This is a genomic window from Actinoallomurus acanthiterrae, from assembly GCF_054775715.1.
The window spans coordinates 10,760,945-10,784,194 of sequence record NZ_BAAHCO010000001.1 but is presented as its reverse complement, the minus strand read 5'-3'; the positions used below and the strand labels follow the sequence as shown (position 1 = coordinate 10,784,194).

The 23,250-nt window shown below is 68.8% G+C and carries 19 protein-coding genes; 10 read left to right on the top strand and 9 right to left on the bottom strand.

All coding sequences use genetic code 11. The features are described from left to right. Nucleotides 1-22: 22 nt before the first annotated feature. The 5 genes from ACYVF7_RS50855 to ACYVF7_RS50835 are packed head-to-tail and all read left to right on the top strand — an operon-like array spanning nucleotide 23 to nucleotide 4,805. A complete protein-coding gene (locus ACYVF7_RS50855; protein WP_460354126.1) occupies nucleotides 23-2,317 on the top strand; it encodes a type IV secretion system protein in 2,295 nt (764 codons plus the stop codon). Between the two features lie 7 nt (nucleotides 2,318-2,324). Continuing rightward, nucleotides 2,325-2,948, top strand: coding sequence for a hypothetical protein (locus ACYVF7_RS50850; RefSeq protein ID WP_460348790.1), 624 nt, complete (start codon nucleotides 2,325-2,327; stop codon nucleotides 2,946-2,948). A gap of 10 nt (nucleotides 2,949-2,958) precedes the next feature. Next, nucleotides 2,959-4,098 carry a C40 family peptidase gene (locus ACYVF7_RS50845; RefSeq protein ID WP_460354124.1) on the top strand — a complete coding sequence of 380 codons (1,140 nt, stop codon included), beginning with the start codon at nucleotides 2,959-2,961 and terminating at the stop codon, nucleotides 4,096-4,098. Next, nucleotides 4,099-4,506 carry a (deoxy)nucleoside triphosphate pyrophosphohydrolase gene (locus ACYVF7_RS50840; RefSeq protein ID WP_460354123.1) on the top strand — a complete coding sequence of 136 codons (408 nt, stop codon included), beginning with the start codon at nucleotides 4,099-4,101 and terminating at the stop codon, nucleotides 4,504-4,506. After that, nucleotides 4,506-4,805, top strand: coding sequence for an MTH1187 family thiamine-binding protein (locus ACYVF7_RS50835; RefSeq protein WP_460358548.1), 300 nt, complete (start codon nucleotides 4,506-4,508; stop codon nucleotides 4,803-4,805). Before ACYVF7_RS50840 ends, ACYVF7_RS50835 begins: the two co-directional genes overlap by 1 nt. Nucleotides 4,806-6,028: 1,223 nt before the next feature. On the opposite strand, the gene ACYVF7_RS50830 is transcribed toward ACYVF7_RS50835, so the two are convergent. Next, entirely contained in the window at nucleotides 6,029-6,673 is a 645-nt protein-coding gene (locus tag ACYVF7_RS50830; RefSeq protein WP_460354120.1) for a serine/threonine-protein kinase, read from the bottom strand. A gap of 275 nt (nucleotides 6,674-6,948) precedes the next feature. Between ACYVF7_RS50830 and typA the strand changes: the two genes are divergently transcribed. Next, complete coding sequence (gene typA, locus ACYVF7_RS50825) at nucleotides 6,949-8,805, top strand: translational GTPase TypA (RefSeq protein ID WP_460354117.1); 1,857 nt, start codon at nucleotides 6,949-6,951, stop codon at nucleotides 8,803-8,805. Nucleotides 8,806-8,838: 33 nt separating this feature from the next. On the opposite strand, the gene ACYVF7_RS50820 is transcribed toward typA, so the two are convergent. The 6 genes from ACYVF7_RS50820 to ACYVF7_RS50795 form a co-directional block, all read right to left on the bottom strand. Then, complete coding sequence (locus ACYVF7_RS50820) at nucleotides 8,839-10,071, bottom strand: response regulator receiver protein (RefSeq protein WP_460354115.1); 1,233 nt, start codon at nucleotides 10,069-10,071, stop codon at nucleotides 8,839-8,841. After that, nucleotides 10,068-12,440: a protein kinase domain-containing protein gene (locus ACYVF7_RS50815; RefSeq protein WP_460354112.1), complete on the bottom strand. Its 2,373-nt coding sequence runs from the start codon at nucleotides 12,438-12,440 to the stop codon at nucleotides 10,068-10,070. Before ACYVF7_RS50815 ends, ACYVF7_RS50820 begins: the two co-directional genes overlap by 4 nt. 70 nt (nucleotides 12,441-12,510) lie before the next feature. Next, entirely contained in the window at nucleotides 12,511-13,098 is a 588-nt protein-coding gene (locus tag ACYVF7_RS50810) for a DUF4282 domain-containing protein (protein ID WP_460354109.1), read from the bottom strand. Nucleotides 13,099-13,268: 170 nt separating this feature from the next. Further along, entirely contained in the window at nucleotides 13,269-14,039 is a 771-nt protein-coding gene (locus tag ACYVF7_RS50805) for a succinate dehydrogenase/fumarate reductase iron-sulfur subunit (protein WP_360880545.1), read from the bottom strand. 1 nt (nucleotide 14,040) lies between these two features. Further along, complete coding sequence (locus tag ACYVF7_RS50800; protein ID WP_460354107.1) at nucleotides 14,041-15,951, bottom strand: fumarate reductase/succinate dehydrogenase flavoprotein subunit; 1,911 nt, start codon at nucleotides 15,949-15,951, stop codon at nucleotides 14,041-14,043. 12 nt (nucleotides 15,952-15,963) lie between these two features. Further along, on the bottom strand, nucleotides 15,964-16,794 hold the full coding sequence (locus ACYVF7_RS50795; RefSeq protein ID WP_460354105.1) for a hypothetical protein: 831 nt from the start codon (nucleotides 16,792-16,794) through the stop codon (nucleotides 15,964-15,966). Nucleotides 16,795-17,057: 263 nt separating this feature from the next. On the opposite strand from ACYVF7_RS50795, the gene ACYVF7_RS50790 reads away from it, so the two are divergent. Then, nucleotides 17,058-17,636 (top strand): hypothetical protein, encoded by a 579-nt coding sequence (locus tag ACYVF7_RS50790; protein ID WP_460354103.1) that lies wholly within the window; start codon nucleotides 17,058-17,060, stop codon nucleotides 17,634-17,636. A 71-nt stretch (nucleotides 17,637-17,707) separates the two neighbouring features. Here ACYVF7_RS50790 and ACYVF7_RS50785 read toward each other — a convergent pair whose 3' ends face one another. Then, a complete protein-coding gene (locus tag ACYVF7_RS50785) occupies nucleotides 17,708-18,634 on the bottom strand; it encodes a LysR substrate-binding domain-containing protein (protein WP_460354100.1) in 927 nt (308 codons plus the stop codon). Nucleotides 18,635-18,722: 88 nt separating this feature from the next. On the opposite strand from ACYVF7_RS50785, the gene ACYVF7_RS50780 reads away from it, so the two are divergent. The 3 genes from ACYVF7_RS50780 to ACYVF7_RS50770 are packed head-to-tail and all read left to right on the top strand — an operon-like array spanning nucleotide 18,723 to nucleotide 22,140. Further along, nucleotides 18,723-19,463: a succinate dehydrogenase cytochrome b subunit gene (locus ACYVF7_RS50780; RefSeq protein WP_460354099.1), complete on the top strand. Its 741-nt coding sequence runs from the start codon at nucleotides 18,723-18,725 to the stop codon at nucleotides 19,461-19,463. A 2-nt stretch (nucleotides 19,464-19,465) separates the two neighbouring features. Further along, nucleotides 19,466-21,400, top strand: coding sequence for a fumarate reductase/succinate dehydrogenase flavoprotein subunit (locus ACYVF7_RS50775; RefSeq protein WP_460354097.1), 1,935 nt, complete (start codon nucleotides 19,466-19,468; stop codon nucleotides 21,398-21,400). Beyond that, nucleotides 21,400-22,140: a succinate dehydrogenase/fumarate reductase iron-sulfur subunit gene (locus ACYVF7_RS50770; protein WP_460354095.1), complete on the top strand. Its 741-nt coding sequence runs from the start codon at nucleotides 21,400-21,402 to the stop codon at nucleotides 22,138-22,140. The genes ACYVF7_RS50775 and ACYVF7_RS50770 overlap by 1 nt, the downstream gene beginning before the upstream one ends. A 70-nt stretch (nucleotides 22,141-22,210) precedes the next feature. Here the strand turns inward: ACYVF7_RS50770 and ACYVF7_RS50765 are convergent, their stop codons facing one another. Beyond that, nucleotides 22,211-22,693, bottom strand: coding sequence for a helix-turn-helix domain-containing protein (locus ACYVF7_RS50765; protein ID WP_460354093.1), 483 nt, complete (start codon nucleotides 22,691-22,693; stop codon nucleotides 22,211-22,213). Nucleotides 22,694-23,250 lie beyond the last annotated feature (557 nt).

Genomic DNA, 23,250 nt, shown 5'->3' with positions numbered 1-23,250 from the left:
GTCGCTTCTCGTCCTCATCCTCATGGCCCTGCTGGTCCTCAGCCCCCTGGGCATTGCCAGCGCCGATCCGATAGGCCCTAACCCGAGTGACGCCTGCGCGCCCGCCGACCATCCGGCTCCCGAGCAGTACGGGTCGGGTATCGATGGTATGGTCAAGCCGCCGAATTATCCGAGCGATCAGCTAAATAAGGCGGCAAAGGATACACCGGAGCAACTGACCTACTACGACCGGTACGGAACGCGTGGTCAGTCGTGGCATGCGGTGGATATGGGTTGTTCCGATATGCCCGCCATGATCGGGAATAACATCGCGAACACCGTCTTCGTCTTCGCGCAAGCGATCGATCGGACGACCATCACCATCTATCAGTCGGCAGCCTCCGAGGCCCTCCTCGGATGGCTCAAGAAGACGGTCGACGGTGTCATCCGCGGGATGGGGAACACCTTCGGGGCCAAATACTGGTCATGGGTCGTCATTCTCGGCGCTCTGTGGCTGGCCTGGTGGGGTTTGATTCGCCGACGGGCCAGCCGGGTCGCGGAAGGGACCATCTGGATGGTTGTGGCGATGGTCGCACTCATCTGGCTGATCGGCAGACCCGGCGACTTCACCACGCTGGGCACGAAGGTCTCGAACGGGGCGACGGCGGCCTTCAATGCCGCTCTTCCACAGAGCGATACGGATAGCGCGACCTGCATCCCGCAGAAGGAGAACGGTAACGGCAAAGTGCCGAAGCCGGTGTCGAACGATGCAGTGACCCGCAATGCCAACGGTCTTTGGGTGACGCTCGTCTGTAAGCCATGGCTGATGGGCGAGTTCGGCACCGATGATCCGAAAGCTAAGATCGTTCAGGACAATGCGGCCACACTCCTGGAATCTCAGGCTGTCGATCTTCATGAGAGTGTCAGCGGGCAAAAGCCGGACCTCGGGAAAAAGGCCGACGCCTATAAGTCGGTAACGAAGAATATCAAAGATAATTCTCCTGGCACTTACTCTCTCTTCCAGGGGAAAGACTGGCAGTCGCGTCTGGCGGTGGGATTCGGCGCCCTGCTTGCGGCGCTGGTCGCCGGGCTGTTGGTCCTGGTCGTCTCGGTCATGCTGATCATCTTGAAGATCTCGTTTCTTCTGCTTCTCGTCGCGGGGCCGATCTTCCTGGGCATCGGCATCCATCCCGGCATTGGCCGGGTCATCGCAGTGCGTTGGTTCGAGTTGCTCCTGTCGACCCTGCTGAAGCAGGCAGCGCTCATCGGAGTGCTGGCGCTCCTGTTGTGGTGCTACGGGCTGGTCATGGCCGAGAGCCTGCCGTGGGGTCTGCAGATCCTGCTCATCTCTCTGGTCACGCTGGCGGCGTTCGTCTATCGGAAGCCGTTCCAGCATCTGTTCGCGGCGGTCGGTTACTCCGCGGTCGGCTCTCGTAAGGGCGAGCAGCACGTCGAGGAGGCGATCCGGGAGACGCGGAAGCGGACCACCGCGGTCGCGACCGCGGCCGTTCCCGGAGCGGCGGGCTACCGGCTCGGTCGCTGGGGCAAGCGAGACTCCGGCAACCTTGCGGGCGCTCCCGCGCTCAGGGGCGACGAATCGGCCGACTTCGACACGGCGGGTCGTGAGGTGGTCGGCGCGTCCGACCGCCGTGGGCGCGCCACCCAGCTCGCGGCGAAGGCAGCCGGTGCGGCGCGAGGCAGTGCTCCTCCGCTGAACCTGTCCCCGCGGGCCCAAGCCGCCGCATCGCCGCCGGTCGGAAGGGCGAACGGCGGCAGCCTGTGGGGCTCGCGTCCGTCCGGGGCGGCCCGTCCGCCGGCTCCGCGCCCGCCGGCGGATTCACCGGCGCGCGAGGAGCGCCGCCCGAACGCCGCCGCCGGAGGCGGGGGTTCGCGTCCGCCCGCGGCGCCCACAGCCCCGAGCTGGGGGGCTACCGGGAAGAGTGGCGCGGGTCAGGGGTCCGGTACCCGCACACCGCCTCGCGGCCCCGCTGGTGGGGGCGAGAGCGGCCGCGGCCGGTCCGGTGGCGGCGGTAACGACGGCGGGGCGAGTGGCGGTGCCGGTGGCGGCCGGAGCTGGTTCGGCGGCGGGTCCGGCGGCCGTACGACTCCGCGACGAGACTCCGGCGGTTCGGGGGAGCGGCAGCAGAATCCGCCGGCGCGTGGAGCAGCGTCCGGAGCGAGGCCTGGTCCCGCGTCCGGCCCCAATCGGCGTGAGGAGAGCCCTTCCGAGCGGAAGGCGCCGCCGCCGCTGTGGTCGGGCAAGTCGCGGGATGACGGCCCGGCGATGCCGTTCTGGCTGCGTCCGGTGAAGCGCGAGGACGGTGACGACGAACGATGAGGAGCCGATGGACCTGACTGATCGCCAGCGTAAGTTCCTGTTCGCCGCGCTGGTGGTGCTCCTTGTCGCGGCCGGAGTGGTCCTGACTGTCGGCACCGGAAGCGGTAAGCACAAGAACTCGGCGCGGCGGAACGGGACGACCCCGTCGCCGTCCGTGCCGTCGGCGACCGTGCCCGGACTGACGGGTCCTCCGCCGAGTGGTGGTTCTTACGACATCTATTCACTTCTGCCGTTCACGCAGAAGGACTTCAGCGCGGCGGCGGACGTGGCCCGGCGTTTCACCATCGCGTACGGCACGTATCGGTACGACGAACAGCCGGGTGCCTATACCGGGCGGATGCAGGGCATGGTAGGCGCCGATCTCGCGGCGCAACTGCAGCGCGATTCGTCGGCGCCGGGCGTTCTCGAGCAGCGGAAGCAGGACAAGGAGGTCTCGACCTCCGACGCGCATCTGGACTCTCTCCGGGACATGGAGAAAGACCAGTTCATCTTCCTGGTCACCGGAACGCAGCACATCAACAAGGGAGGAAGTTCCAGCGACAGCAGTCAGCAGTACGCCGTCACGGTGACGAGGTCCGGTGGGGGCTGGGTCGTCTATGCCTTCCAGCCGGCCAATGTAGGGGACAAGTGAAGGGAAAGAGATGAGGCTTCGCCGGCACTCGCAGCTCGGCGTCGGCTTGGGGGGGCGGAGTAGTAGCCGTCGTATTGTCTCTCTTCATCATTTCACGCGATCGGATCGGGGTGCGGTCCGCCTGCCGATCATCATCGCCGGAGGCGCTGCGGCTCTGTTCTTCATGAGCCTGGTGTCCATTCCTCTGTTCTTCGGAGCCAACAACCTCTTTCAGAGTGCCACCAGCGGCGGAAACTGCACGGACACCTCCGGTGCCGCCTCGCAGCCCCAGCAGTCCGGCGATGCCAGCAGCATCCCGTCCAACTATCTGGCGCTCTACAAGAAGGCGGGCCAGCAGTACGGCATTCCGTGGAACGTCCTCGCGGGCATCGGGTACGTGGAGACCCACCATGGTCAGCTCAAGGCGCCCGGTGTCTCCAGCGGCGAGAACTACGCACACGCCGGCGGGCCGATGCAGTTCATCCCCGGCACATGGCGGATTTACGGTGTCGACGGTGACGGTGACAACAAGAAAGATCGATACGATCCGGCCGACGCCATTCCCGCCGCCGCCCGCTATCTGAAGGCCAGCGGGGCACCGGACCGAATGCGCGACGCCATCTTCGCGTACAACCACCTGGTGTCCTATGTCAACAACGTTCTGTCCTGGGCGAAGAGGTACGCTTCAGGCAACTTCGGCGTGGTCCAAGCCAGCGGCCCGAGCTGCGTCGATATGAACGGCGCCCCCGTCGCCCCGAGCGCGGTGGCCGCGACGGTGATCGCCTTCGCCAAGGCGCAGTTGGGCAAGCCCTATGTCTACGGCGCGACCGGGCCGAACAGCTTCGACTGTTCCGGGCTGACGATGTCCGCGTACAAGAGCGCCGGCGTCACCATTCCCCGTCTTTCGGATGATCAATATTGGTGGGGGGCGTCGGTGCCCCGAGGGCAGGAGCAGCCGGGCGATCTCGTTTACTTCGAGTACCTGCCGGGGCACACCGGCCCCGGGCATGTCGGCATCGTCTACAACCCCCAGAAAGGCATCATGATCGTCGCGCCGCATACCGGTGACGTCGTCAAGCTCCAGAACTACAAGACCTATCCCGGTGGTGCCGTCGGCTTCACTCGCCCGACGGCTCACAACGGCCACAACGGCCCGACGAAGAGACTCTGAGTGCGAATCGAACGACCGGTACCACCTCTCGTGGTGGGGGCGGCGATCATCGATCGGGGACGGCTCCTGGCGGCGCAGCGTGCTGAGCCGCCGGAGCTGGCCGGCGGTTGGGAGTTCCCCGGAGGCAAAGTCGAACCAGGCGAGACGGAACAGGACGCGCTCGTTCGCGAATGCCGGGAAGAACTCGGGATCGACGTGTCGGTCGGCCGCCGAGTCGGAGGGGACAGCCCGCTGCACAATGGAATGGTGATGCGGGTCTGGACGGCCGCCATCGTCGACGGCGTGCCGGAGGCCCGAGAGCACGTCGCGCTGCGCTGGCTGACCGCGGCGGAGGTGTTCGACGTCCCGTGGCTGCCGGCCGACATTCCCGCCGTCGAAGCCGTGTTGAAGCACCTGAAGGAGTCTTGATGATCGTCGCTTTTTCGGTCACCCCGCTCGGTGTCGGCGAGGCCGTGGGGGAGTACGTCGCCGAAGCGGTGCGGGTTGTCAGGGAGAGCGGGCTGCCCAATCGTACGGACGCCATGTTCACGAGCGTCGAGGGCGAGTGGGACGAGGTGATGGACGTGGTGAAGCGGGCGGTCGACGCGGTCGCGGCCCGCAGTCCCCGGGTCAGCCTCGTCCTGAAAGCCGATATCCGCGAGGGAGTCGCCGACGGCCTCACGAGCAAGGTTGAGACCGTCGAACGGCACCTGAAGGCGGATTCATGAGGGCGATGGCGCGGGCGACGCGGCCGACGCCTGGATGAGCGCGAGGATCTCAGGTCGGACAAGATCGGAGATCTTGTCGTACGGGACCGTGACCACGGTGTCGGCACACGCCCAGACGTAGCCCAGCAGAGGCGGTACGACACCGAACTCCAGTCCCTCTGCCGTCGGCATCACGTCGAGCGCACGCTTTTCCTTGTCGTCGTTGTCCATGGCGGAAGCGGTGAGGGCTCGCGGGACGATCTTTTGATCTCCACCACACAGCGCCCCACCGGGGGCCGCTTCGCCGACCCGCCCTTCGAGATCTTTTAGTCCGGATCGGTTGAAGACGGCATCTCGGAGGATGTCCCGAGGCCTGAGGCGTCGACCGGTGACCATGTCGACGGTGACCGCACGTGTGCCTCCCTCGTCGAAGGCGGTGACGGGCACCTGGCCAGAGGCGGAGAAGTGATACCGCGCCGAAAGCAGCCGAGGCCCGCGCAACCCCAACTCGATGGTGGTCGTAAACCGTGGACGCCCCGATGGCCGAGCATCCGGTCGCCGGGCGATCTCATAACGCTTCAACTGCTGATCGAGGGGCAGCCGCAGGGCCTGGTTGACCGCCTGCTCGATGGCCGGGTCCCGAAGACCGGCGACGTGGACGTATCTGCCCTCGACCGTCATAGGCGGATGCGTGTACGTCCGCTCCAAGGAGGCGTAGGAGATGGTGAACGGCTTCCGAGCGGCCACCGGCACGGGACGCTTCTCATGGCCCTGATGCAGCAGAGCGGCGGTGCCGGCGATGCCCAGGATGATCGCACCGGCGGCACCGACGCCGACCTTGGCGCCGGTCTTGCCGAGCAGAGTCCTGCCCACCGTACGACCGGCGGTCCCGCCCGTCCCGCCGGCGCCTCCCGCGCCCGCACTCGTGCCTCCGCCCGCGCCGCCTCCCGTCCCCGCCGAACCTGCTCCGCTCCCCGCTCCTCCTCCGCCCGCGCCGACGCCGCCGGGGGCGGTGCCGAGGAGGAGGGCGAAGGGCAGCAGCGCGGCCAGGCCCGCGACGGCCTCGGCGAGGCGCCTCCGGCCGTTGCGCTCCCAGTCCGGGCCGTACGCCTCCCTGGCCGCCGACTCCAGTTCGGCCACGAACTCGAGCGCTCCCGGTGGCCGATCGGCCGGGTCCTTCGCCATGCCTCGCGCGACGAGCGGCCGTACCGGCTCGGGGAGATCGTCGAGCGGAACCGGTGTGGTCACGTGCTGACGCCGCAGCGCCGCCTGATCACCGTCGTACGGCCGATGGCCCGTGACGCACTCGAAGAAGACGCAGGTCGCCGCGTAGACATCGGTCGCGGGACCGGCCGGTCCGCCCTCCCACTGCTCTGGCGCCATGTAGGCCGGCGTCCGGCCGGCCGACCGGATTCCCCCGACCGTACGGCGATCCCGAAGTCGGCGACCTTGCTCTGGCCGTCCTGCCCGACCAGGACGTTCGCGGGCTTGTAGTCGCGGTGCACCACCGAGGCGGCATGAGCCGCGGCGAGTCCGAGCAGCGAACCCCTGAGCACCGACAGGGCCGCCTCCGGGCCCGCAGGGCCGTGTGCGTCCAGCACCGCCCGGAGGGATGCGCCGTCGACCGCTTCCATGACGATCGCCGCGTGATCCTCTCCCTCGACGTATTCGTAGAGCCGGGTGACGTAGGGGCTGTCCAGGGTGGCCAGCGTGCGTGCCTCGTCCCGGAATTGGGCCAGGAAGGTCTCGCCACCAAGCTGTTCGGTGTTCAGGTACTTGATGGCGACGACGGTGCCGGAATCGTCATGGCGGGCCAGTACGACCCGTCCGAAGCCACCGGAGCCGAGTTCGCCCAGTTCGGTGTAGCCCGGCACCGTCCAGCGGCTCACGTACGCTCCTCGCTCTCGCGGACGGCCCATCATGCGGCGCGATAGCAGCGGCGTGCAAGATTAATGGGGCGGGACGCCTCGGTGAATGCTCCGGCCAGGATCGAGGCGTCCCACCCATGATTTGACGCGGCGGCCCCTGATTCGGTTGCCATGGCATGTGGGCCGGAAACGGGCCGGACGGCGGCGCGATCGGTGTCCTCCGCGAGCCGAGTAAACTGGATGACGCCGCGCGGATCCCGCGGCGACTCCCACACCACGAAGCGAGACCCGCACGCATGCCCATCGCCACTCGGGACGATCTCCGTAACGTTGCGATCGTCGCTCACGTCGACCACGGTAAGACGACGCTCGTTGACGCCATGCTCTGGCAGTCCGGCGCGTTCCGTGAGAACCAGGACGTCGATGAGCGGGTCATGGACTCCAACGACCTCGAACGCGAGAAGGGCATCACCATTCTCGCGAAGAACACCGCCGTGCTGCACGGCGGCATGACGATCAACATCATCGACACCCCGGGCCACGCCGACTTCGGCGGCGAGGTCGAGCGCGGCCTGTCGATGGTCGACGGCGTGGTCCTCCTCGTCGACGCCTCAGAGGGGCCGCTGCCGCAGACCCGGTTCGTCCTGCGCAAGGCCCTCGCCGCCAAGCTGCCGGTCATCCTCGTGGTCAACAAGGTCGACCGGCCGGACGCCCGCATCTCCGAAGTGGTCGACGAGACGTACGAGCTGTTCATGGACCTCGACGCGTCCGAGGACCAGATCGACTTCCCGATCGTGTACGCCTCGGCGAAGGCCGGGCGGGCCAGCCTCAACAAGCCGGAGGACGGCGGCCTGCCGGACGCCGAGGACCTCGAGCCGCTGTTCCAGGTCATCCGGGAGACGATCCCCGCGCCGTCGTACGACCCGAACACGCCGCTGCAGGCGCACGTGACCAACCTCGACGCCAGCTCCTACCTCGGCCGTATCGCGCTGTGCCGGGTGCACGCCGGGACGATCAAGAAGGGGCAGCAGGTCGCCTGGTGCAAGCACGACGGCACCATCGAGCGCGTCAAGATCACCGAGCTGCTCATGACGGAGGCGCTCGAGCGCAAGGCGGCCGAGCAGGCCGGTCCGGGCGACATCATCGCCATCGCCGGCATCCCGGACATCATGATCGGGGACACGCTCGCCGACCCGGACGACCCGCGGCCGCTCCCGTTCATCACGGTCGACGAGCCGGCCATCTCGATGACCCTCGGCACGAACACCGGCCCGCTGGCCGGCCGCGAGAAGGGCACCAAGGTCACCGCCCGGCTGGTCAAGGACCGGCTCGACCGCGAGCTCATCGGCAACGTCTCCATCCGCGTGCTGCCGACCGACCGCCCCGACTCCTGGGAGGTCCAGGGGCGCGGCGAGCTCGCGCTGGCCATCCTGGTCGAGACCATGCGCCGGGAGGGCTACGAGCTCACCATCGGCAAGCCCCGCGTCGTCACCAGGGAGATCGACGGAAAGCTGCACGAGCCCGTCGAGCACCTCACCGTCGACGCCCCGGAGGAGTACCTCGGCGCGATCACCCAGCTGCTCGCCGTCCGTAAGGGCCGCATGGAGCAGATGACCAACCACGGCACCGGCTGGATCCGGATGGAGTTCATCGTCCCGGCTCGTGGCCTGATCGGATTCCGCACCGAGTTCCTCACCGAGACCCGTGGCACGGGCATCGCGCACCAGGTCTTCGAGGGCTACGAGCCCTGGTTCGGCGAGCTGCGCACCCGCCCGACCGGCTCGCTGGTCTCCGACCGCGCCGGCGCCGCCACCGCGTACGCCATGTTCAACCTGCAGGAGCGCGGCTCCCTCTTCGTCGAGCCCGGCACCGAGGTGTACGAAGGCATGATCGTCGGTGAGAACTCCCGCGCCGACGACATGGACGTCAACATCACCAAGGAGAAGCAGAAGACGAACATCCGGTCCTCGACGGCGGAGACGTTCGAGCGGCTCACCCCGCCGCGCGTCCTCAGCCTGGAGGCCGCACTGGAGTTCGTCGCGGACGACGAGTGCGTCGAACTCACCCCGAACGCGATCCGCCTCCGCAAGGTCATCCTCGACTCGAAGGAACGCGAGCGCACCCGCGCCCGCGCCAAGCGCGGCCAGGCCTGAGCCGTACGGCAGGTGACCGAGTGGGCGCCTCGGTCACTTGCCGAGTTCGCGACGGCGTTCGTTCTGCTGCCGGCTTGACCGCTGACGCTGTGCCACGGGCAGACGCTGCGTCCCCGGTTCGATCCGCCAGCGTACGTCGGCGCTGATGCCCGCCTCGGCCAGATGCCGGCGCGCCTCGTCGAACGAGGCGCACCACTGCTCCTCCCGTTCGACGTCGAGACGACGCTGCTCGTCGCTCTCCGCCGGTTCGGTGCGCAGCAACGCCATCCGTACCTGCCGTGCGTCGTCGACACGGACCTTGACGGCGTGCTGCGGCCAGTCGCCTCGCGTGAGCACCGCTTCGCCGTCCTGAGCGGTGAGCGTCTCGAAGCCGTCGCCGACCTCGTAGCCCAGCGCGCCGAACGCTTCCCGCAGCACCGTGGCGACGTACTCCTGCTCGGCCTGCCGCTGAACGTCCTCGACGAGACGAACGGCCTCGGCCCGCAGCTCCTCGTCGAAACGACGCACGCCGTCCGCGACCTCGCGGAGCCGGACTCGTACGTCTTCCGCGGCCGGATGCGCCTCCAGCTCCCGGAGGAACCGCAGGGCGGCGGCCCTGCCGTCACGGTGTTCACGGGCCCGTTCGTTGGCCTCCTGGATACGAATGCGGACCTCGGTGAGTCGTCCTTCGGCCTCTGACGCGGTGGACGCGTTCGCGGCCTGTTCCGCGGCCTCGGTGACGGCCCGCCGATCCTCGTCGGTGGCGTCCGGTGCCAGTCGTCTGAGGAGACGGGTGAGGTCGGCCGGGGACGCCGTGGGAGGAGGGGCGGCCGCGGAGCGGCCGTCCGCCGGTTTCGCCCGGATCGACGTCGAGACGGCGTCGAAGATACGCCCGGTGGCCGCTTCGGCGATCGCCTCCGTTAGGGACTCCTCAGCCACCGCGATCCGCGTGTCGGCCTCGGTGATCCACGCGGCGAGCTCCTCGGCGGAGCGGCCGGAGAACTCCACGGGAACAGGGAGCTCGACGGCCACGCCATGGCGGCGGGCCGCCTGCGCCAGCGCGGCGATCCGGGCGGTCCGGTCCAGCGCCTCGCCCACCGCCTTCTCCAGCTCCTGCGCCTCCTGCAGCTCTTGCGCCCGCACTTCGGCACGCCCCTCCGCGAGAGCGGCGAGCGCGCCCGCTCCGGCCGCCGCCAGGCCGGCCGCACCCCCCATGACCCGCACGAGCCCGAGAGACGCGATCACCGCCGCGTCCAGGGCGATGTCCGCCTCGACACCGCTGCTCACAGTCGTCCTCCTACAGCCTGTTCCCGGGCCCGTTCATGTGCTTGTCGCCAGCGTTGCATCCGTACACCCGTCACGACGATGTGACCGAGCGGCACCAGGACCAGCACCGCCAGCCAGAGCAGCCACGAGACGGCGATCAACGCGGGGATCAGAATGAGAAGCATGAGGAGAGGCAGGACGCAGAGCAGAACCGCGAGTCCGCAGCCGCGGTTGCCGGTTCTCCGGCTCCTCTGAGACACCGCCTGAGAAGCACCGGACAATACCCGACTCGTCGAACCGAAGATTTTTGCCAGCCCAGACCATGGTCCGGAGGCCGTGTAGTCGGCGCCTAGCTTTGACGCGAGAAAGACTTCGGATCCAGCATCGACGGCCCAGGCAATGGCACCGATCACGAGAAATGGCGCGGTGAAGGCGGAAGTGCCGACCGCCTGGCTGCCTCGTTCCGAAGACGCCAGCCGGACAATGCTCAGGATCACCCAACTACCGCCGATCCAGAGGACGGCCAGCGGGAGGGTCCACAGGACGGCGCGGATCACGGCTGCCCGGCGTCCGGACAGCCGATGCCGTTCGCGCTCCTCCCAGCGCCGATGTCCCTCGGCGGCTCGTTGTTCGGACTCGTATCTCTGGCGAGCTGCTGTCTCGACCTCCAGGACCGCGTCCGGCGCCGTACGCACGAGCGCGAACAGCCGGAGAGGATCGTCACCCGTCTGGTCGGAGAGCCAGGAGAACCAGGGGACCGGTTCCCGTACCGAGTCGCGGGCACGACCGGCCGCTGTGGTCAGCGATTCCCGCGCCTGTTCGGGACGGCCGGCGAGGGCGAGCAGGGTGGCCAGCACGACCGGAGGTTCGTCCAGGCCCCTCGCCCCGGCGTCGGGAAGGCGGCCGGCCGATCGGGGGAGCTGGGAACGCAGCCACTCGGCCTGCCGGTTCCAGGACGTCACCAGTCCCCGCCAGCGATGGTCGATGGCGGTCAGCTCGTCGGTACCGGCGAAACCGGCCAGGACGGGGAGCAGTCGATGCTCCCACAGCGCCCGGGCCGCGCTCGCCGCCGTGCGGTGGTCCGGATGCTGCGGATCGTCGACGATCGCCGCGAGGACCGGGAGGTCGTCGCGGAGCAGGCGCAGCCCGAGGAAGTGGGGCTCGAGGGTGGGATCCAGTCGGCGCAGTAGGTACAGCAGCTTGACGTCGGGCGAGTGGTCGCCGGTCAGGTGTTCGTCGATGAGGCGGATGCGGCCTTCCGGATCGTCGTCGAAGCCGTTCAGCCAGCCGCGGAGCGCCTGCCACGCCTCACTCGGACCGACAGGGGTGTACATCGTCCCGAAGAAGTAACGCGCCGCGGACTCCCAGTCGGCGAGCAGCGCGCGCGCCAGCTCGCCGCGGTCGGTGTACGTCCGGCCGCCGAAGGCCAGCGAACCCGCAGAGGTGCCCGCGGTGAGCGGCGACGTGGCGGGCGGCGTCGGCGCCGCCACCGCGGGGCTCGCCCCGTCGAGCCACTGCCTGACCTCTTCGCCACCCCAGCGCCGACGCGGGTCCCGGGTCAGCAGGCCCTGACAGAGCAGGCGCATCCGCGGATCGGCGATGTCGTCGCAGTCGATGGTGCGGGTCGCGAGATGGTCGACGACCGCCGTCTCGCTCATGCCCGCGAACGGAGTGCGGCCGGTCAGCAGCTCACGCGCGATGATGCCGAGCGACCACCAGTCGCGGGCGGGGGAGACCTGGCCGGACAGCGACTCCGGCGCGGCGTACGCGAGAGTGCGTGACGAGGACGCGAACACGACGCTCTGCTCGATCACTCGGCTCAGGCCGAAGTCGGTGATGGCGAGACGGAGAGGAGTGGTCCCGCGGACCAGGACGTTCTCCGGCTTCAGGTCACGGTGCACGATCCCGACCGCGTGCAGCCGGTCCAGCCCGGCCGCGAGCTGCGCGACGACCTCGGCGACGAGGGTCGGGGGCAGTTGGGCGCCGAGCACCCGCAGGTTGCCCGCCGGGACGTACTCGATGACCTCGTAGTCGCGGCCCTCCGCGTGCCCGGTCTCGATGATGCGTACGACATGCGGGGAGTCGAGCGTCGGCAGTTCCCGCCACACCGAACGGTCGGCCGTGAAGCCTCGCCGGAAGATCTTGACGACGAGCTCCGTGCCCGCCGCGTCGCGGACGTGCAGCAGGTCGGATTCGGCCCCCTGAGCGGGGAGCTCGCCGAGAACGGTGAAGCGGTCGGCGAGGTCGGCGGGAAGCCGGACGAGCGACGGGCCGGGCGCGCCGCCATCACGACGGGTGAGGCCGGCCGGATCGCCCTGGGACGGAACGGTGTCCCGGCGCGTCTCGAACTCTTCGCGCCGTGTCTCGGACGGCCCTTCGGTGCCCGCCACTACCCGTTCCTCGCCCCGTCAGTAGGTGCCTCCGAGAGCCTAACGCCCTCGCCACGGAGAGAAACAGTGATCAGCGCAGCTCCTCCCGTTCTCGTAGCGCCTTCAGATGCTCGGTGATCTTGAACTGGTTGATCGCGAACTCAAGGGTGATGCGTACGCCGACGATTTCGAACAACCAGAGCAAAGGGGCGGCTGGGACCAGGAATATGCCGAAGTACTTGCCCCAGTTGAACTGAAGCGCCCACAGGCCGACCAGCAGCAGGAAGAGCGAAGTCAGGCTGACGAGGAGGAACGCGGCGATGTAGATCACTTTGATCAGCCTGGGCGTGACCATGTGGTCGAAGTTGAAGTCCAGCAGCGCGCCCATGAAGCCCGTGCCGGTGGAGCGGGGCTGGGGGGCAGGTGCCCCCGGCTGGGCATGTGAAGCAGCCGGATCAAAGCCGGGCGGCGGGCCTTGCCAGGGGCCGGCCGGAGGCGGGGGCTGGTTGGGGGGTGGCGCGTAGGCGCCGTACGGCGGTTGTCCGCCGGGTGGCTGAGGAGGGCCTTGGTACGGCTGAGGATCGCCCTGGTAGGGCTGGGGGTCGCCCTGGCGCGGGGGTGGGGGGCGGTGCCCGGGATCGTCGGGGGTGTTGGGCATCTCGGTCTCCTCGGCTTCCACCTGTCAAAGGCTAGAGCGCCGACGGTCTCAGTTCACATGACCAGGCCGTGCTGATCCCGTTTGTCCGCTTCATCCGGTCACTCGACCGCCCCCAAGACGGCCTCCGACAGCATGCCCGCAAACGGCCGCGCCCCGGCCGACGGGGCCGGGGCGCGGTGAGGATCGGTCGATCAGGCCTTCGGTGTCTCCTTGGTGCGCTTCACGACGCCGATCTTGGAGCCGAGCCAGACCAGGGGGTCGTAGCGGCGCCCCACGACGCGCTCCTTCATGGGAATGAGCGCGTTATCGGTGATCTTGATGTGCTCGGGGCAGACCTCGGTGCAGCACTTGGTGATGTTGCAGTAGCCGAGCCCGAAGTCGTCCTGGGCGATCTGCCGGCGGTCGGCGACGTCGGCCGGGTGCATCTCCAGCTCCGCGACGCGCATGAGGAAGCGCGGGCCGGAGAAGTGCTCCTTGTTCTCCTCGTGGTCGCGGATCACGTGGCAGGTGTTGTTGCACAGGAAGCATTCGATGCACTTGCGGAACTCCTGCGAGCGCTCGACGTCCACCTGCTGCATCCGGAACTCGCCGGGCTCGACCTCGCCGCCGTCGAAGGCGGGGATCTCGCGGGCCTTCTCGTAGTTGTACGAGACGTCGGTGACCAGGTCGCGGATGACGGGGAACGTGCGCATCGGCGTGACCGTGACGGTCTCGTCCTCGGTGAACGTCGACATCCGCGTCATGCACAGCAGCCGCGGCCGGCCGTTGATCTCCGCGGAACAGGAGCCGCACTTGCCGGCCTTGCAGTTCCAGCGGACGGCCAGGTCGGGCGCCTCGGTGGCCTGCAGCCGGTGGATGACGTCGAGGACGACCTCGCCCTCGTTGACCTCGACGGTGTAGTCCTTGAGCTCGCCCTCGCCGGCGTCGCCGCGCCAGACCCGGAACTTCGCCTTGTAGCCCATCTCAGTTCTTCTCCTCAGCGGGGAGCTCGCCCTCGGTCAGGTACTTCTTCAGCTCGTCGAGTTCGAAGAGCGAGAGGAGGTCCTCGCGCATCGGCTCCATGTCCTGGCGCTTGAGCTCGACGGAGCCGTCGGTGAGGCGGCACACGAGGTTGAGCTTGCGCCAGTCGGCGGACATCTTCGGGTAGTCGTCGCGAGTGTGGCCGCCGCGGCTCTCCTGGCGTTCGAGGGCGGCGCGGGCGACGCATTCCGAGACGATCAGCATGTTGCGCAGGTCGAGGGCGAGGTGCCAGCCGGGGTGGTAGGCGGGACCCTGCCCCTCCGTGACCGTCGCGCCGGCCGAGGGCGCGACCGCGACGTTGTTCACCCGCTCGCGGAGCTTGCCGAGAGCCTCGATGGCCTGCTCGAGCTCGTCCTCGCGGCGGATGATGCCGACGAGGTCGTTCATGGTCTGCTGGAGCTCCTGGTGGACCGCGTAGGGGTTCTCCCCGGTCTCCCGCTCGTACGGCTCGAGGGCCTCGGCGATCGCGGCCTCGACCTCGGAGTCGGGCACCGACACGGTGGTCGCGGAGGCGTACTCGGAGGCGCCCAGGCCGGCCCGGCGTCCGAAGACGAGCAGGTCGGACAGGGAGTTGCCGCCGAGGCGGTTGGACCCGTGCATGCCGCCGGAGACCTCGCCGGCCGCGAACAGGCCGGGTACGAGCGCGGCGCCGGTGTCGGGGTCGACCTCGACGCCGCCCATGACGTAGTGGCAGGTCGGCCCGACCTCCATGGGCTCGGCCGTGATGTCGACGTCGGCCAGCTCCTTGAACTGGTGGTGCATCGACGGCAGCCGCTTGACGATCTGTTCGGGCTTGAGCCGGGAGGCGATGTCGAGGAAGACGCCGCCGTGCGGGGATCCGCGGCCGGCCTTCACCTCGGAGTTGATCGCGCGGGCGACCTCGTCACGGGGCAGCAGCTCGGGCGGGCGCCGGTTGTTGTCCGGGTCCTCGTACCAGCGGTCGCCCTCTTCCTCCGACGTCGCGTACTTGTCCTTGAAGACGTCGGGGATGTACTCGAACATGAACCGCTTGCCGTCGGAGTTCTTCAGCACCCCGCCGTCGCCGCGAACGGACTCGGTGACGAGGATGCCCTTGACCGACGGCGGCCAGACCATGCCGGTCGGGTGGAACTGCACGAACTCCATGTTGATCAGCGACGCCCCGGCGAGCAGGGCGAGGGCGTGGCCGTCCCCGGTGTACTCCCAGGAGTTGGAGGTCACCTTGAAGGACTTGCCGATGCCGCCGGTGGCCAGCACCACGGCGGGCGCCTCGAAGACCACGAATTTGCCGGTCTCGCGGATGTAGGCGAACGCGCCGCAGATCCGGCCCTCCTCGTCCTTGAGGAGCCGGGTGACGGTCGTCTCGGCGAAGACCTTGAGCCGGGCGTCGTAGTCGCCGAGCTCCCGGTGGTCCTCCTGCTGGAGGGCGACGATCTTCTGCTGGCAGGTGCGGATCAGCTCCAGGCCGGTACGGTCGCCGACGTGCGCCAGGCGCGGGTACTCGTGCCCGCCGAAGTTGCGCTGGCTGATCTTGCCTTCCTTGGTGCGGTCGAACAGCGCGCCCCAGGCCTCCAGCTCCCAGATGCGGTCGGGGGCCTCCTTGGCGTGCAGCTCGGCCATCCGCCAGTTGTTGAGGAACTTCCCGCCGCGCATGGTGTCGCGGTAGTGGACCTGCCAGTTGTCGTTCGGGTTGGCGTTGCCCATGGCCGCCGCGGCGCCGCCCTCGGCCATGACCGTGTGGGCCTTGCCGAACAGCGACTTGGAGATGATCGCGGTCTTCTTGCCCTGCAGCCGCGCCTCGATCGCGGCGCGCAGCCCGGCGCCGCCGGCGCCGATGACGACGACGTCGTACTGCAGCCTCTCGATGTCAGTCACTTGTGGTCGTCCTTAGTTGAAGATCCGCAGGTCGGAGAATGATCCGTGCGCCACGAGCGCGACGTACGCGTCGGCCAGCGCGAGCGTGCCGAGCGTGATCAGGGCGAACTGCCCGTGCCGGGTGTTCAGCCTGCTGATCTGCGTCCAGAGCCAGTAGCGGACGGGGTGCTTGGAGAAGTTCTTCAGGCGCCCGCCCATGACGTGCCGGCACGAGTGGCAGGACAGGGTGTAGGCCCACAGCAGGATCACGTTGACCCACAGGATGATGGTGCCGAGCCCGATGCCGAAGCCGCCGTCCTTGCCGTGGAAGGCGTTGATCGCGTCCCAGGTGTTGACGATGGAGATCAGCGCGGCGATCACCCAGAAGTAACGGTGGGCGTTCTGCAGGATGAGCGGCAGGCGCGTCTCGCCGGAGTAGGCGCCCGGGGTCTTGCGGGCCGGGCTCTTGTCCGGGACCGCGCACGCCGACGGCGTGAGCCAGAACGCCCGGTAGTACGACTTGCGGTAGTAATAGCAGGTCAGCCGGAACCCGAGCAGGAACGGCAGCGAGATCAAGGCGTACGGGATGAAGAACGGCAGGTGGTCAGGGACGAACCTGCCGAAGTCCGCGGCACCCGCGGGGCACGCCTTGCTGACGCACGGCGAGTAGAACGGCGTCAGGTAGTGGTACTTCTCGACCCAAAAGCTGCTGCCCATCATCGAGCGTACGGTCGCGTAGATCACCCAGGCCGTGAACACGATGAACGTGGTCAGCGGGCTGGTCCAGTAGCGATCCGTTCGTAGGGTGCGCGCCGGGATCTGGGCCCGATCCTTGGCCGGCGCGTCAACCGTCGTCTGCGTCATCCGGAGTCTCCATCGAAGGCACATCGCCTGGGAGGGCCGCTTATACTCCAGCCTCTCCTCTGCGGGCGCACTACGTTATTAGGGAGTTGTCACGAGCAAGATACGAGGCGCGAACACGCAATGTGAAACTGCCCACTTACTGACGAGTAACAGGGCTAATTATGCGCCTAATGTGCCGAAAATCGACATATGCGAACTACGGTATCTAATGAGTGGTTGCTGCGCTAGTGTCCGTTTGTGACTCCCGAGGCTAGGATCGTCGCATGGGACAGCGGTCACGCGGGTCGACGGGTCAGCGCACGCGGTCGAGCTTCGGCCAGGGCGCGTACGTCGTGCGCTACGCGTGGTGGAGCCCGCTCGTCCCCACCCTCGTGGGCGCGGCCCTCGTCGCCGGGTTCCTCATCGTCGAGCTGCGGCGCCCGGCGAACGAGCGCTGGCGGCCGGCCGTCCATCCGGGCGTCGGCGACTGGATCAACTTCGGGGCCCGCTGCGTGATGCCGCTCGCGGGCATCGCCCTCTTCGCGCTCGCGATCGTCTACCTGCGCCGTGTCGTACGGGGCCGGGTGGCGTTCGCCATCGCGCGCGACGGCGTCTACTGGTGCCCCTCCGGCAACCGCGCCAAGGGCGAGTGGTTCTCCTGGGACGACGTCGCGGCGATCGAGTTCCACGCGGCCGAAGGCGGCTCCACCGGCCATGGCGCCGTGGCGCTGCTCGGGTACGCGCCGCCGGACGAGGATCTCCCGCGCCTGGTCTCCACCCGCCTCGGCGGCTGGCGGATCGGCCGGCGCCGCCTCATCCGGGCGCTTCGCGAGTTCGCCCCGCACGTCGAAGTGATCAGATGACGAGCGTACGGGCGAGCCGTGGATCGAGATGACGAGCGTACGGACGAGCCCTTGAGCGTACGGACGGGCCGTTAGTCGAGCCGCTGGACGCCCGGCGGCAGCGCGTCGCCGGCCTCGGCGTCGAGCAGGAAGCCGAGCAGCGTCTCGCGGAACGCCCGCGCGGCGTGCGTCGGGTCGACGTCCTTGCGGTGGGCCAGCGCGATCGTGCGCTGCAGCCCCGGCGGGGCCAGCGGAGTGCCCACGAGGCCGGGCCGCCCGGCGAGGACCATCGAGGGTACGACGGCCGCGCCGAGACCGGCCTCGACGAACCGCAGCACCGCGTCCATCTCCCCGCCCTCGACGGCGAACCGCGGCTCGAACCCCGCCTGCCGGCAGGCCGCCTGCGTCGCCTCCCGCAGGTCGTACCCGCGGCGGAACATCACCAGCGGCCGCGACCGCAGGTCCTCGATCCGCAGCGGGGAGCGCTTCGGAGCGTCCGCGTGCGACGAGACGACGACGAGGTCCTCGGCCAGGATCGGCGTCGTCTCCAGGGCCGGGTCCGTGCTCTGCAGCGGCAGGATGATCAGGGCCAGGTCCAGCTGCCCGCGCGCGAGGTCCCGTACGAGGTCGCGGGAGCCGCCCTCCTCGACGCGGAGCTCGATCCCGGGGTAGCGGGTGCGGAAGCGCATCAGCGCGTCGGCGAGCAGCCCGGCGAACAGTGACGGGGTCGCGCCCAGCCGTACCCGCCCGCGCCGCAGCCCCGTCAGGTCCTGCACCTCCCGGCGGGCCGTCTCGACGTCGGCGAGGATGCGCCGCGCGAGCGGCAGCAGCGCCTCGCCGGCCGGAGTCAGCGTGATGTTGCCGCGGGCGCGGCTGAACAGGGGGGCGCCCAGCTCCGCCTCCAGGGTCCTGATCTGCTTGGACAGGGACGGCTGGGCGACGCGCAGAGTTTCCGCCGCTTGTGTGAAGTGCCTCACCTCGGCCACCGCGACGAAGTACGAAAGCTGCTGTAGCTGCACGCTTCATAGCCTACGGCTATGGAAACGAGCGTCATCATGTCTTGGACCGCACGATCGAATCGGACATACCTTCCGGCTTGTGTCGTCCGTGACTCGATCCACGCCGGTGGCCACCCGCTCCCGCCCGAAGGCCCCGTCGACGGCCGGCGGTCCGCTCAAGCGGTACCGCTCGTCCGTCGGCAAGAAGGCCGTCATGGCGGTGACCGGCGCCGTCCTCGTCCTCTTCCTCATCGCCCACGCGATCGGCAACCTCAAGGTCTTCCTGGGCCGCCAGGACTTCGACCACTACTCCCACTGGCTGCGCACGATCGGCGAACCCGCGATCCCGCACCGCGTCTTCCTGACCATCCTGGAAGCGGTCCTCGTCGTCGCCGTGATCCTGCACATGTGGGCGGCGGTCTCCCTGGCCCGCCAGGCCCGCCGGGCCCGCCCCGTCCGGTACGCCGCGCGGCCGAAGGCGCATGAGAACCGCTACGCCACGCACGTCATGCGGTACGGCGGGATCGTCATCCTGCTCTTCGTCATCTGGCACCTGCTGGACCTGACCTTCGGCGCGGTCAACCCGAAGGGCGGGAACGCCGGGGCGTACGACAAGGTCGTCGCGGACTTCGACCCCTCCCGCTGGTACATCTCGCTCTTCTACGTCGTCGCCGTCGTCCTGGTCGGCCTCCACCTGCGCCACGGCCTGTTCAGCGCCGTGCAGACGCTCGGCTGGGGCCGCCGGGGCCGGTACCCCGCCGTCCGCCTGGCCGCCGACGTCATCGCGGCGCTGCTGGTGATCGGCTTCGTGTCCGTTCCCGTCATGGTCACGATCGGAGTGGTGAAGTAGCCATGAGCGAACTGTTCACCGAAGGCACCTCGATCGAGGACGACAGGGCGCCCGCCGGCCCGATCGAGGAGCGCTGGGACAAGCGCCGCTTCGGCGGCAAACTGGTCAACCCGGCCAACCGCCGGAAGATGTCGGTCATCGTGGTGGGCACCGGCCTGGCGGGCGGCTCGGCCGCCGCGACGCTCGGCGAGCTGGGCTACCACGTCAAGTCGTTCTGCTACCAGGACAGCCCCCGGCGCGCGCACAGCATCGCGGCGCAGGGCGGCATCAACGCGGCCAAGAACTACCGCAACGACGGCGACAGCATCCAGCGCCTCTTCTACGACACGGTCAAGGGCGGCGATTACCGCTCCCGCGAGTCGAACGTCTACCGCCTCGCCCAGGTCAGCGTCGAGATCATCGACCAGTGCGTGGCGCAGGGCGTGCCGTTCGCCCGCGACTACGGCGGCCTGCTGGACACCCGGTCGTTCGGCGGCGTGCAGGTCTCCCGGACCTTCTACGCCCGCGGCCAGACGGGCCAGCAGCTGCTGCTCGGCGCGTACCAGGCCCTCGAGCGGCAGGTCGCGGCCGGCACCGTGGAGATGTTCGCCCGGCACGAGATGCTCGAGCTGATCATGGTCGACGGCGTGGCGCGCGGCATCATCGCCCGCGACATGGTCACCGGCGAGATCGAGACGCACACCGCCGACGCGGTCGTGCTGGCCTCCGGCGGGTACGGCAACGTCTTCTTCCTGTCGACCAACGCCAAGGGCTGCAACGTCACCGCGACCTGGCGGGCGCACCGCAAGGGCGCGCTGTTCGCCAACCCCTGCTACACGCAGATCCACCCGACCTGCATCCCGCAGAGCGGCGAGCACCAGTCGAAGCTGACCCTGATGTCGGAGTCGCTGCGCAACGACGGCCGGGTCTGGGTGCCGGTGAAGAAGGGCGACAGCCGGAAGCCGGGCGACATCCCCGAGGACGAGCGCGACTACTACCTCGAGCGCATCTACCCGTCCTTCGGCAACCTGGTGCCGCGCGACATCGCCTCCCGCGCCGCCAAGAACGTCTGCGACGAGGGCCGCGGCGTCGGCCCCGGCGGCCTGGGCGTCTACCTGGACTTCGCCGACGCGATCTCGCGGCTGGGCCGGGAGGCCGTCGCCGCGAAGTACGGCAACCTCTTCGAGATGTACGAGCGCATCACCGGCGAGGACCCGTTCGAGGTGCCGATGCGCATCTACCCGGCGGTGCACTACACGATGGGCGGCCTGTGGGTCGACTACGACCTGCAGTCGACCATCCCGGGCCTGTTCGTGATCGGTGAGGCGAACTTCTCCGACCACGGCGCGAACCGCCTCGGCGCCTCCGCGCTGATGCAGGGCCTGGCCGACGGCTACTTCGTGCTGCCGAACACCATCAGCGACTACCTCGCCAAGGGCCCCTTCGAGAAGATCGGCGACGACCACGAGGCCGTCGCCGAGGCCCGCGAGTCGGTGACGGACCGCATCGAGAAGCTGCTGTCGATCGACGGCGACCGCACCCCCGACTCCTTCCACCGCGAGCTCGGCGCGGTCATGTGGGAGTACTGCGGGATGGAGCGCACCGACGCCGGCCTGCGCAAGGCCATCGACCGGATCCGCGAGCTCCGGCAGGAGTTCTGGACCCGCGTCAAGGTCCCCGGCGAGAACGAGGAGCTCAACCAGAACCTGGAGAAGGCCGGCCGCATCGCCGACTTCTTCGAGCTGGCCGAGCTGATGTGCATCGACGCCCTGCACCGCGAGGAGTCCGCCGGCGGCCACTTCCGCGCCGAGTCACAGACCCCGGACGGCGAGGCGCTCCGCGACGACGAGAGGTTCGCCTACGTGGCGGCGTGGGAGTACACGGGCGGCGCGCCCGTCCTCCACAAGGAGAACCTCGAGTACGAGTACGTGAAGATGACCCAGAGGTCGTACAAATAATGAAGCTCACGCTGAAGATCTGGCGGCAGAAGAACGCCGCCGACGAGGGCCGGATGGCCTCGTACGAGCTCGACGGCGTCTCGCCGGACATGTCGTTCCTGGAGATGCTCGACGTCCTCAACGAGCGGCTGATCCTGGAGGGCGAGGACCCGGTCGCGTTCGACCACGACTGCCGCGAGGGCATCTGCGGCATGTGCTCGCTGGTGATCGACGGTACGCCGCACGGCCCGGAGAAGGCGACGACCACCTGCCAGCTGCACATGCGGAAGTTCGAGGACGGCGACGTCATCACGATCGAGCCGTGGCGGGCGCGGGCGTTCCCGGTCATCAAGGACCTGGTGGTGGACCGGTCGGCGTTCGACCGGATCATCCAGGCCGGCGGCTACATCAGCGCCCCGACCGGCTCGGCGCCCGAGGCGGCGGCCCTCCCGGTCCCGAAGGACGACGCGAACGACGCGTTCGACGCCGCGACCTGCATCGGCTGCGGCGCGTGCGTGGCGGCCTGCCCGAACGCCTCCGCGATGCTGTTCACCGCCGCGAAGATCACCCACCTGGGCCTGCTGCCGCAGGGCCAGCCGGAGCGGTACGACCGCGTCACCGCGATGGTGGACCAGATGGACGCCGAGGGCTTCGGCGGCTGCACGAACACCGGTGAGTGCACCGCGGTCTGCCCGAAGGGCATCCCGTTCGAGACGATCTCCCGTCTCAACGCCGACCTGCTCAAGTCCGTCCGCGGCTGAGCGGGCGGCACCCCGGACTTCACGGCCCGGGAGGAAGGTACGTCCCCCCTTCCTCCCGGGCCGTGATCTGTCACCAGGTGCCCTTCCGGAAGCCCCGGACCGATTCCTGACTGCGGCGGCGCTGTGCCTCGCGCGCCTTGCGGCTACGACGGTGGAACGTCTCGGGCGGACGCTGAAGGCCGTAGATGTCGCCCCACCATTCGCCGGGCACCGGGTCGACGATCAGATCCAGATGCGCCGGATAACGTCGTCCGGCGCCGTCCCTGACGCCCCGCCCGTCCGCCTCGTGGTACTCCTCTAGCGGCTGAACGATGTACCCGTTCATGTCGACCGCGACGAGGAAGAGGCCGGCCACCCCCAGTAGTCGTTGTAACACCTCAAGGCTCGGCGTGCGGTTGCCACTCTCGATCCTGCCGACGAGCGCCGGCGAGACCTTGGCGAGCCGTGCCATCTCCCGCTGGCTCATCCGCGCGATACGCCGGCCGCGCCGGACGAGCCCCGAGATCGGGAAGAGGGTGAGGTGGGGCTCGTCGTCGATGCGTCGAAGTCTCATGGTGCCGATTCTCGAGCGTCCGGAGCCTGCCTCGTGGCCGCACGGACCGGAATGTGGATGGACCGGTGCGGCACCGCCACGCTCCGTCGGCCGTACCACCGCACTCTGCCCAACCTTCCGCGGGTGTTTGCTCTGCTTACTTCGAGTCGGCATTGGTCGTTCCAAGTGCATACTCGAAGTGAGCAGAGCAAACGCTCTCGGGGGCTGTGGTGGAGGGGGCGGCGGGCCGTGGCGTCCGCGGCGGCGGACAGCCGGGCGGCGGCGACCGTGGCGGTAGACAGCAGGGCTCTGAGCGTTCTCATGTGTGGACCGGCTCCGGTAGGGAAATGATCTTGGAAAGAGCGGTCGGGTGGTCCGCGCCGCGCGGTGATCCTCGCAGTCGCGGATGCGGCCCGGCAGGGGCCTGCGGCTCGATCACGAGCCGTACGGTCGCGGTCGCCGCCGGTCGGACCCCGCGCCCCGCGATCGTTGGTAGGTATATTTCAATATCAAAACGGTTGACGTAAAGATCTACCGACGCCGGGCCGTATTGCCCCACGCTAGGGCCGTTCCCTGTA

What these genes read in the sequence shown, in the direction of transcription:
- ACYVF7_RS50770 (WP_460354095.1), top strand. Translation starts at nt 21,400, where the DNA reads ATGAAGCTCACGCTGAAGATCTGGCGGCAGAAGAACGCCGCCGACGAG.
- ACYVF7_RS50775 (WP_460354097.1), top strand. Translation starts at nt 19,466, where the DNA reads ATGAGCGAACTGTTCACCGAAGGCACCTCGATCGAGGACGACAGGGCG.
- ACYVF7_RS50855 (WP_460354126.1), top strand. Translation starts at nt 23, where the DNA reads ATGGCCCTGCTGGTCCTCAGCCCCCTGGGCATTGCCAGCGCCGATCCG.
- typA (WP_460354117.1), top strand. Translation starts at nt 6,949, where the DNA reads ATGCCCATCGCCACTCGGGACGATCTCCGTAACGTTGCGATCGTCGCT.
- ACYVF7_RS50845 (WP_460354124.1), top strand. Translation starts at nt 2,959, where the DNA reads ATGAGGCTTCGCCGGCACTCGCAGCTCGGCGTCGGCTTGGGGGGGCGG.
- ACYVF7_RS50795 (WP_460354105.1), bottom strand. Translation starts at nt 16,794, where the DNA reads ATGACGCAGACGACGGTTGACGCGCCGGCCAAGGATCGGGCCCAGATC.
- ACYVF7_RS50850 (WP_460348790.1), top strand. Translation starts at nt 2,325, where the DNA reads ATGGACCTGACTGATCGCCAGCGTAAGTTCCTGTTCGCCGCGCTGGTG.
- ACYVF7_RS50805 (WP_360880545.1), bottom strand. Translation starts at nt 14,039, where the DNA reads ATGGGCTACAAGGCGAAGTTCCGGGTCTGGCGCGGCGACGCCGGCGAG.
- ACYVF7_RS50765 (WP_460354093.1), bottom strand. Translation starts at nt 22,693, where the DNA reads ATGAGACTTCGACGCATCGACGACGAGCCCCACCTCACCCTCTTCCCG.
- ACYVF7_RS50790 (WP_460354103.1), top strand. Translation starts at nt 17,058, where the DNA reads ATGGGACAGCGGTCACGCGGGTCGACGGGTCAGCGCACGCGGTCGAGC.
- ACYVF7_RS50835 (WP_460358548.1), top strand. Translation starts at nt 4,506, where the DNA reads ATGATCGTCGCTTTTTCGGTCACCCCGCTCGGTGTCGGCGAGGCCGTG.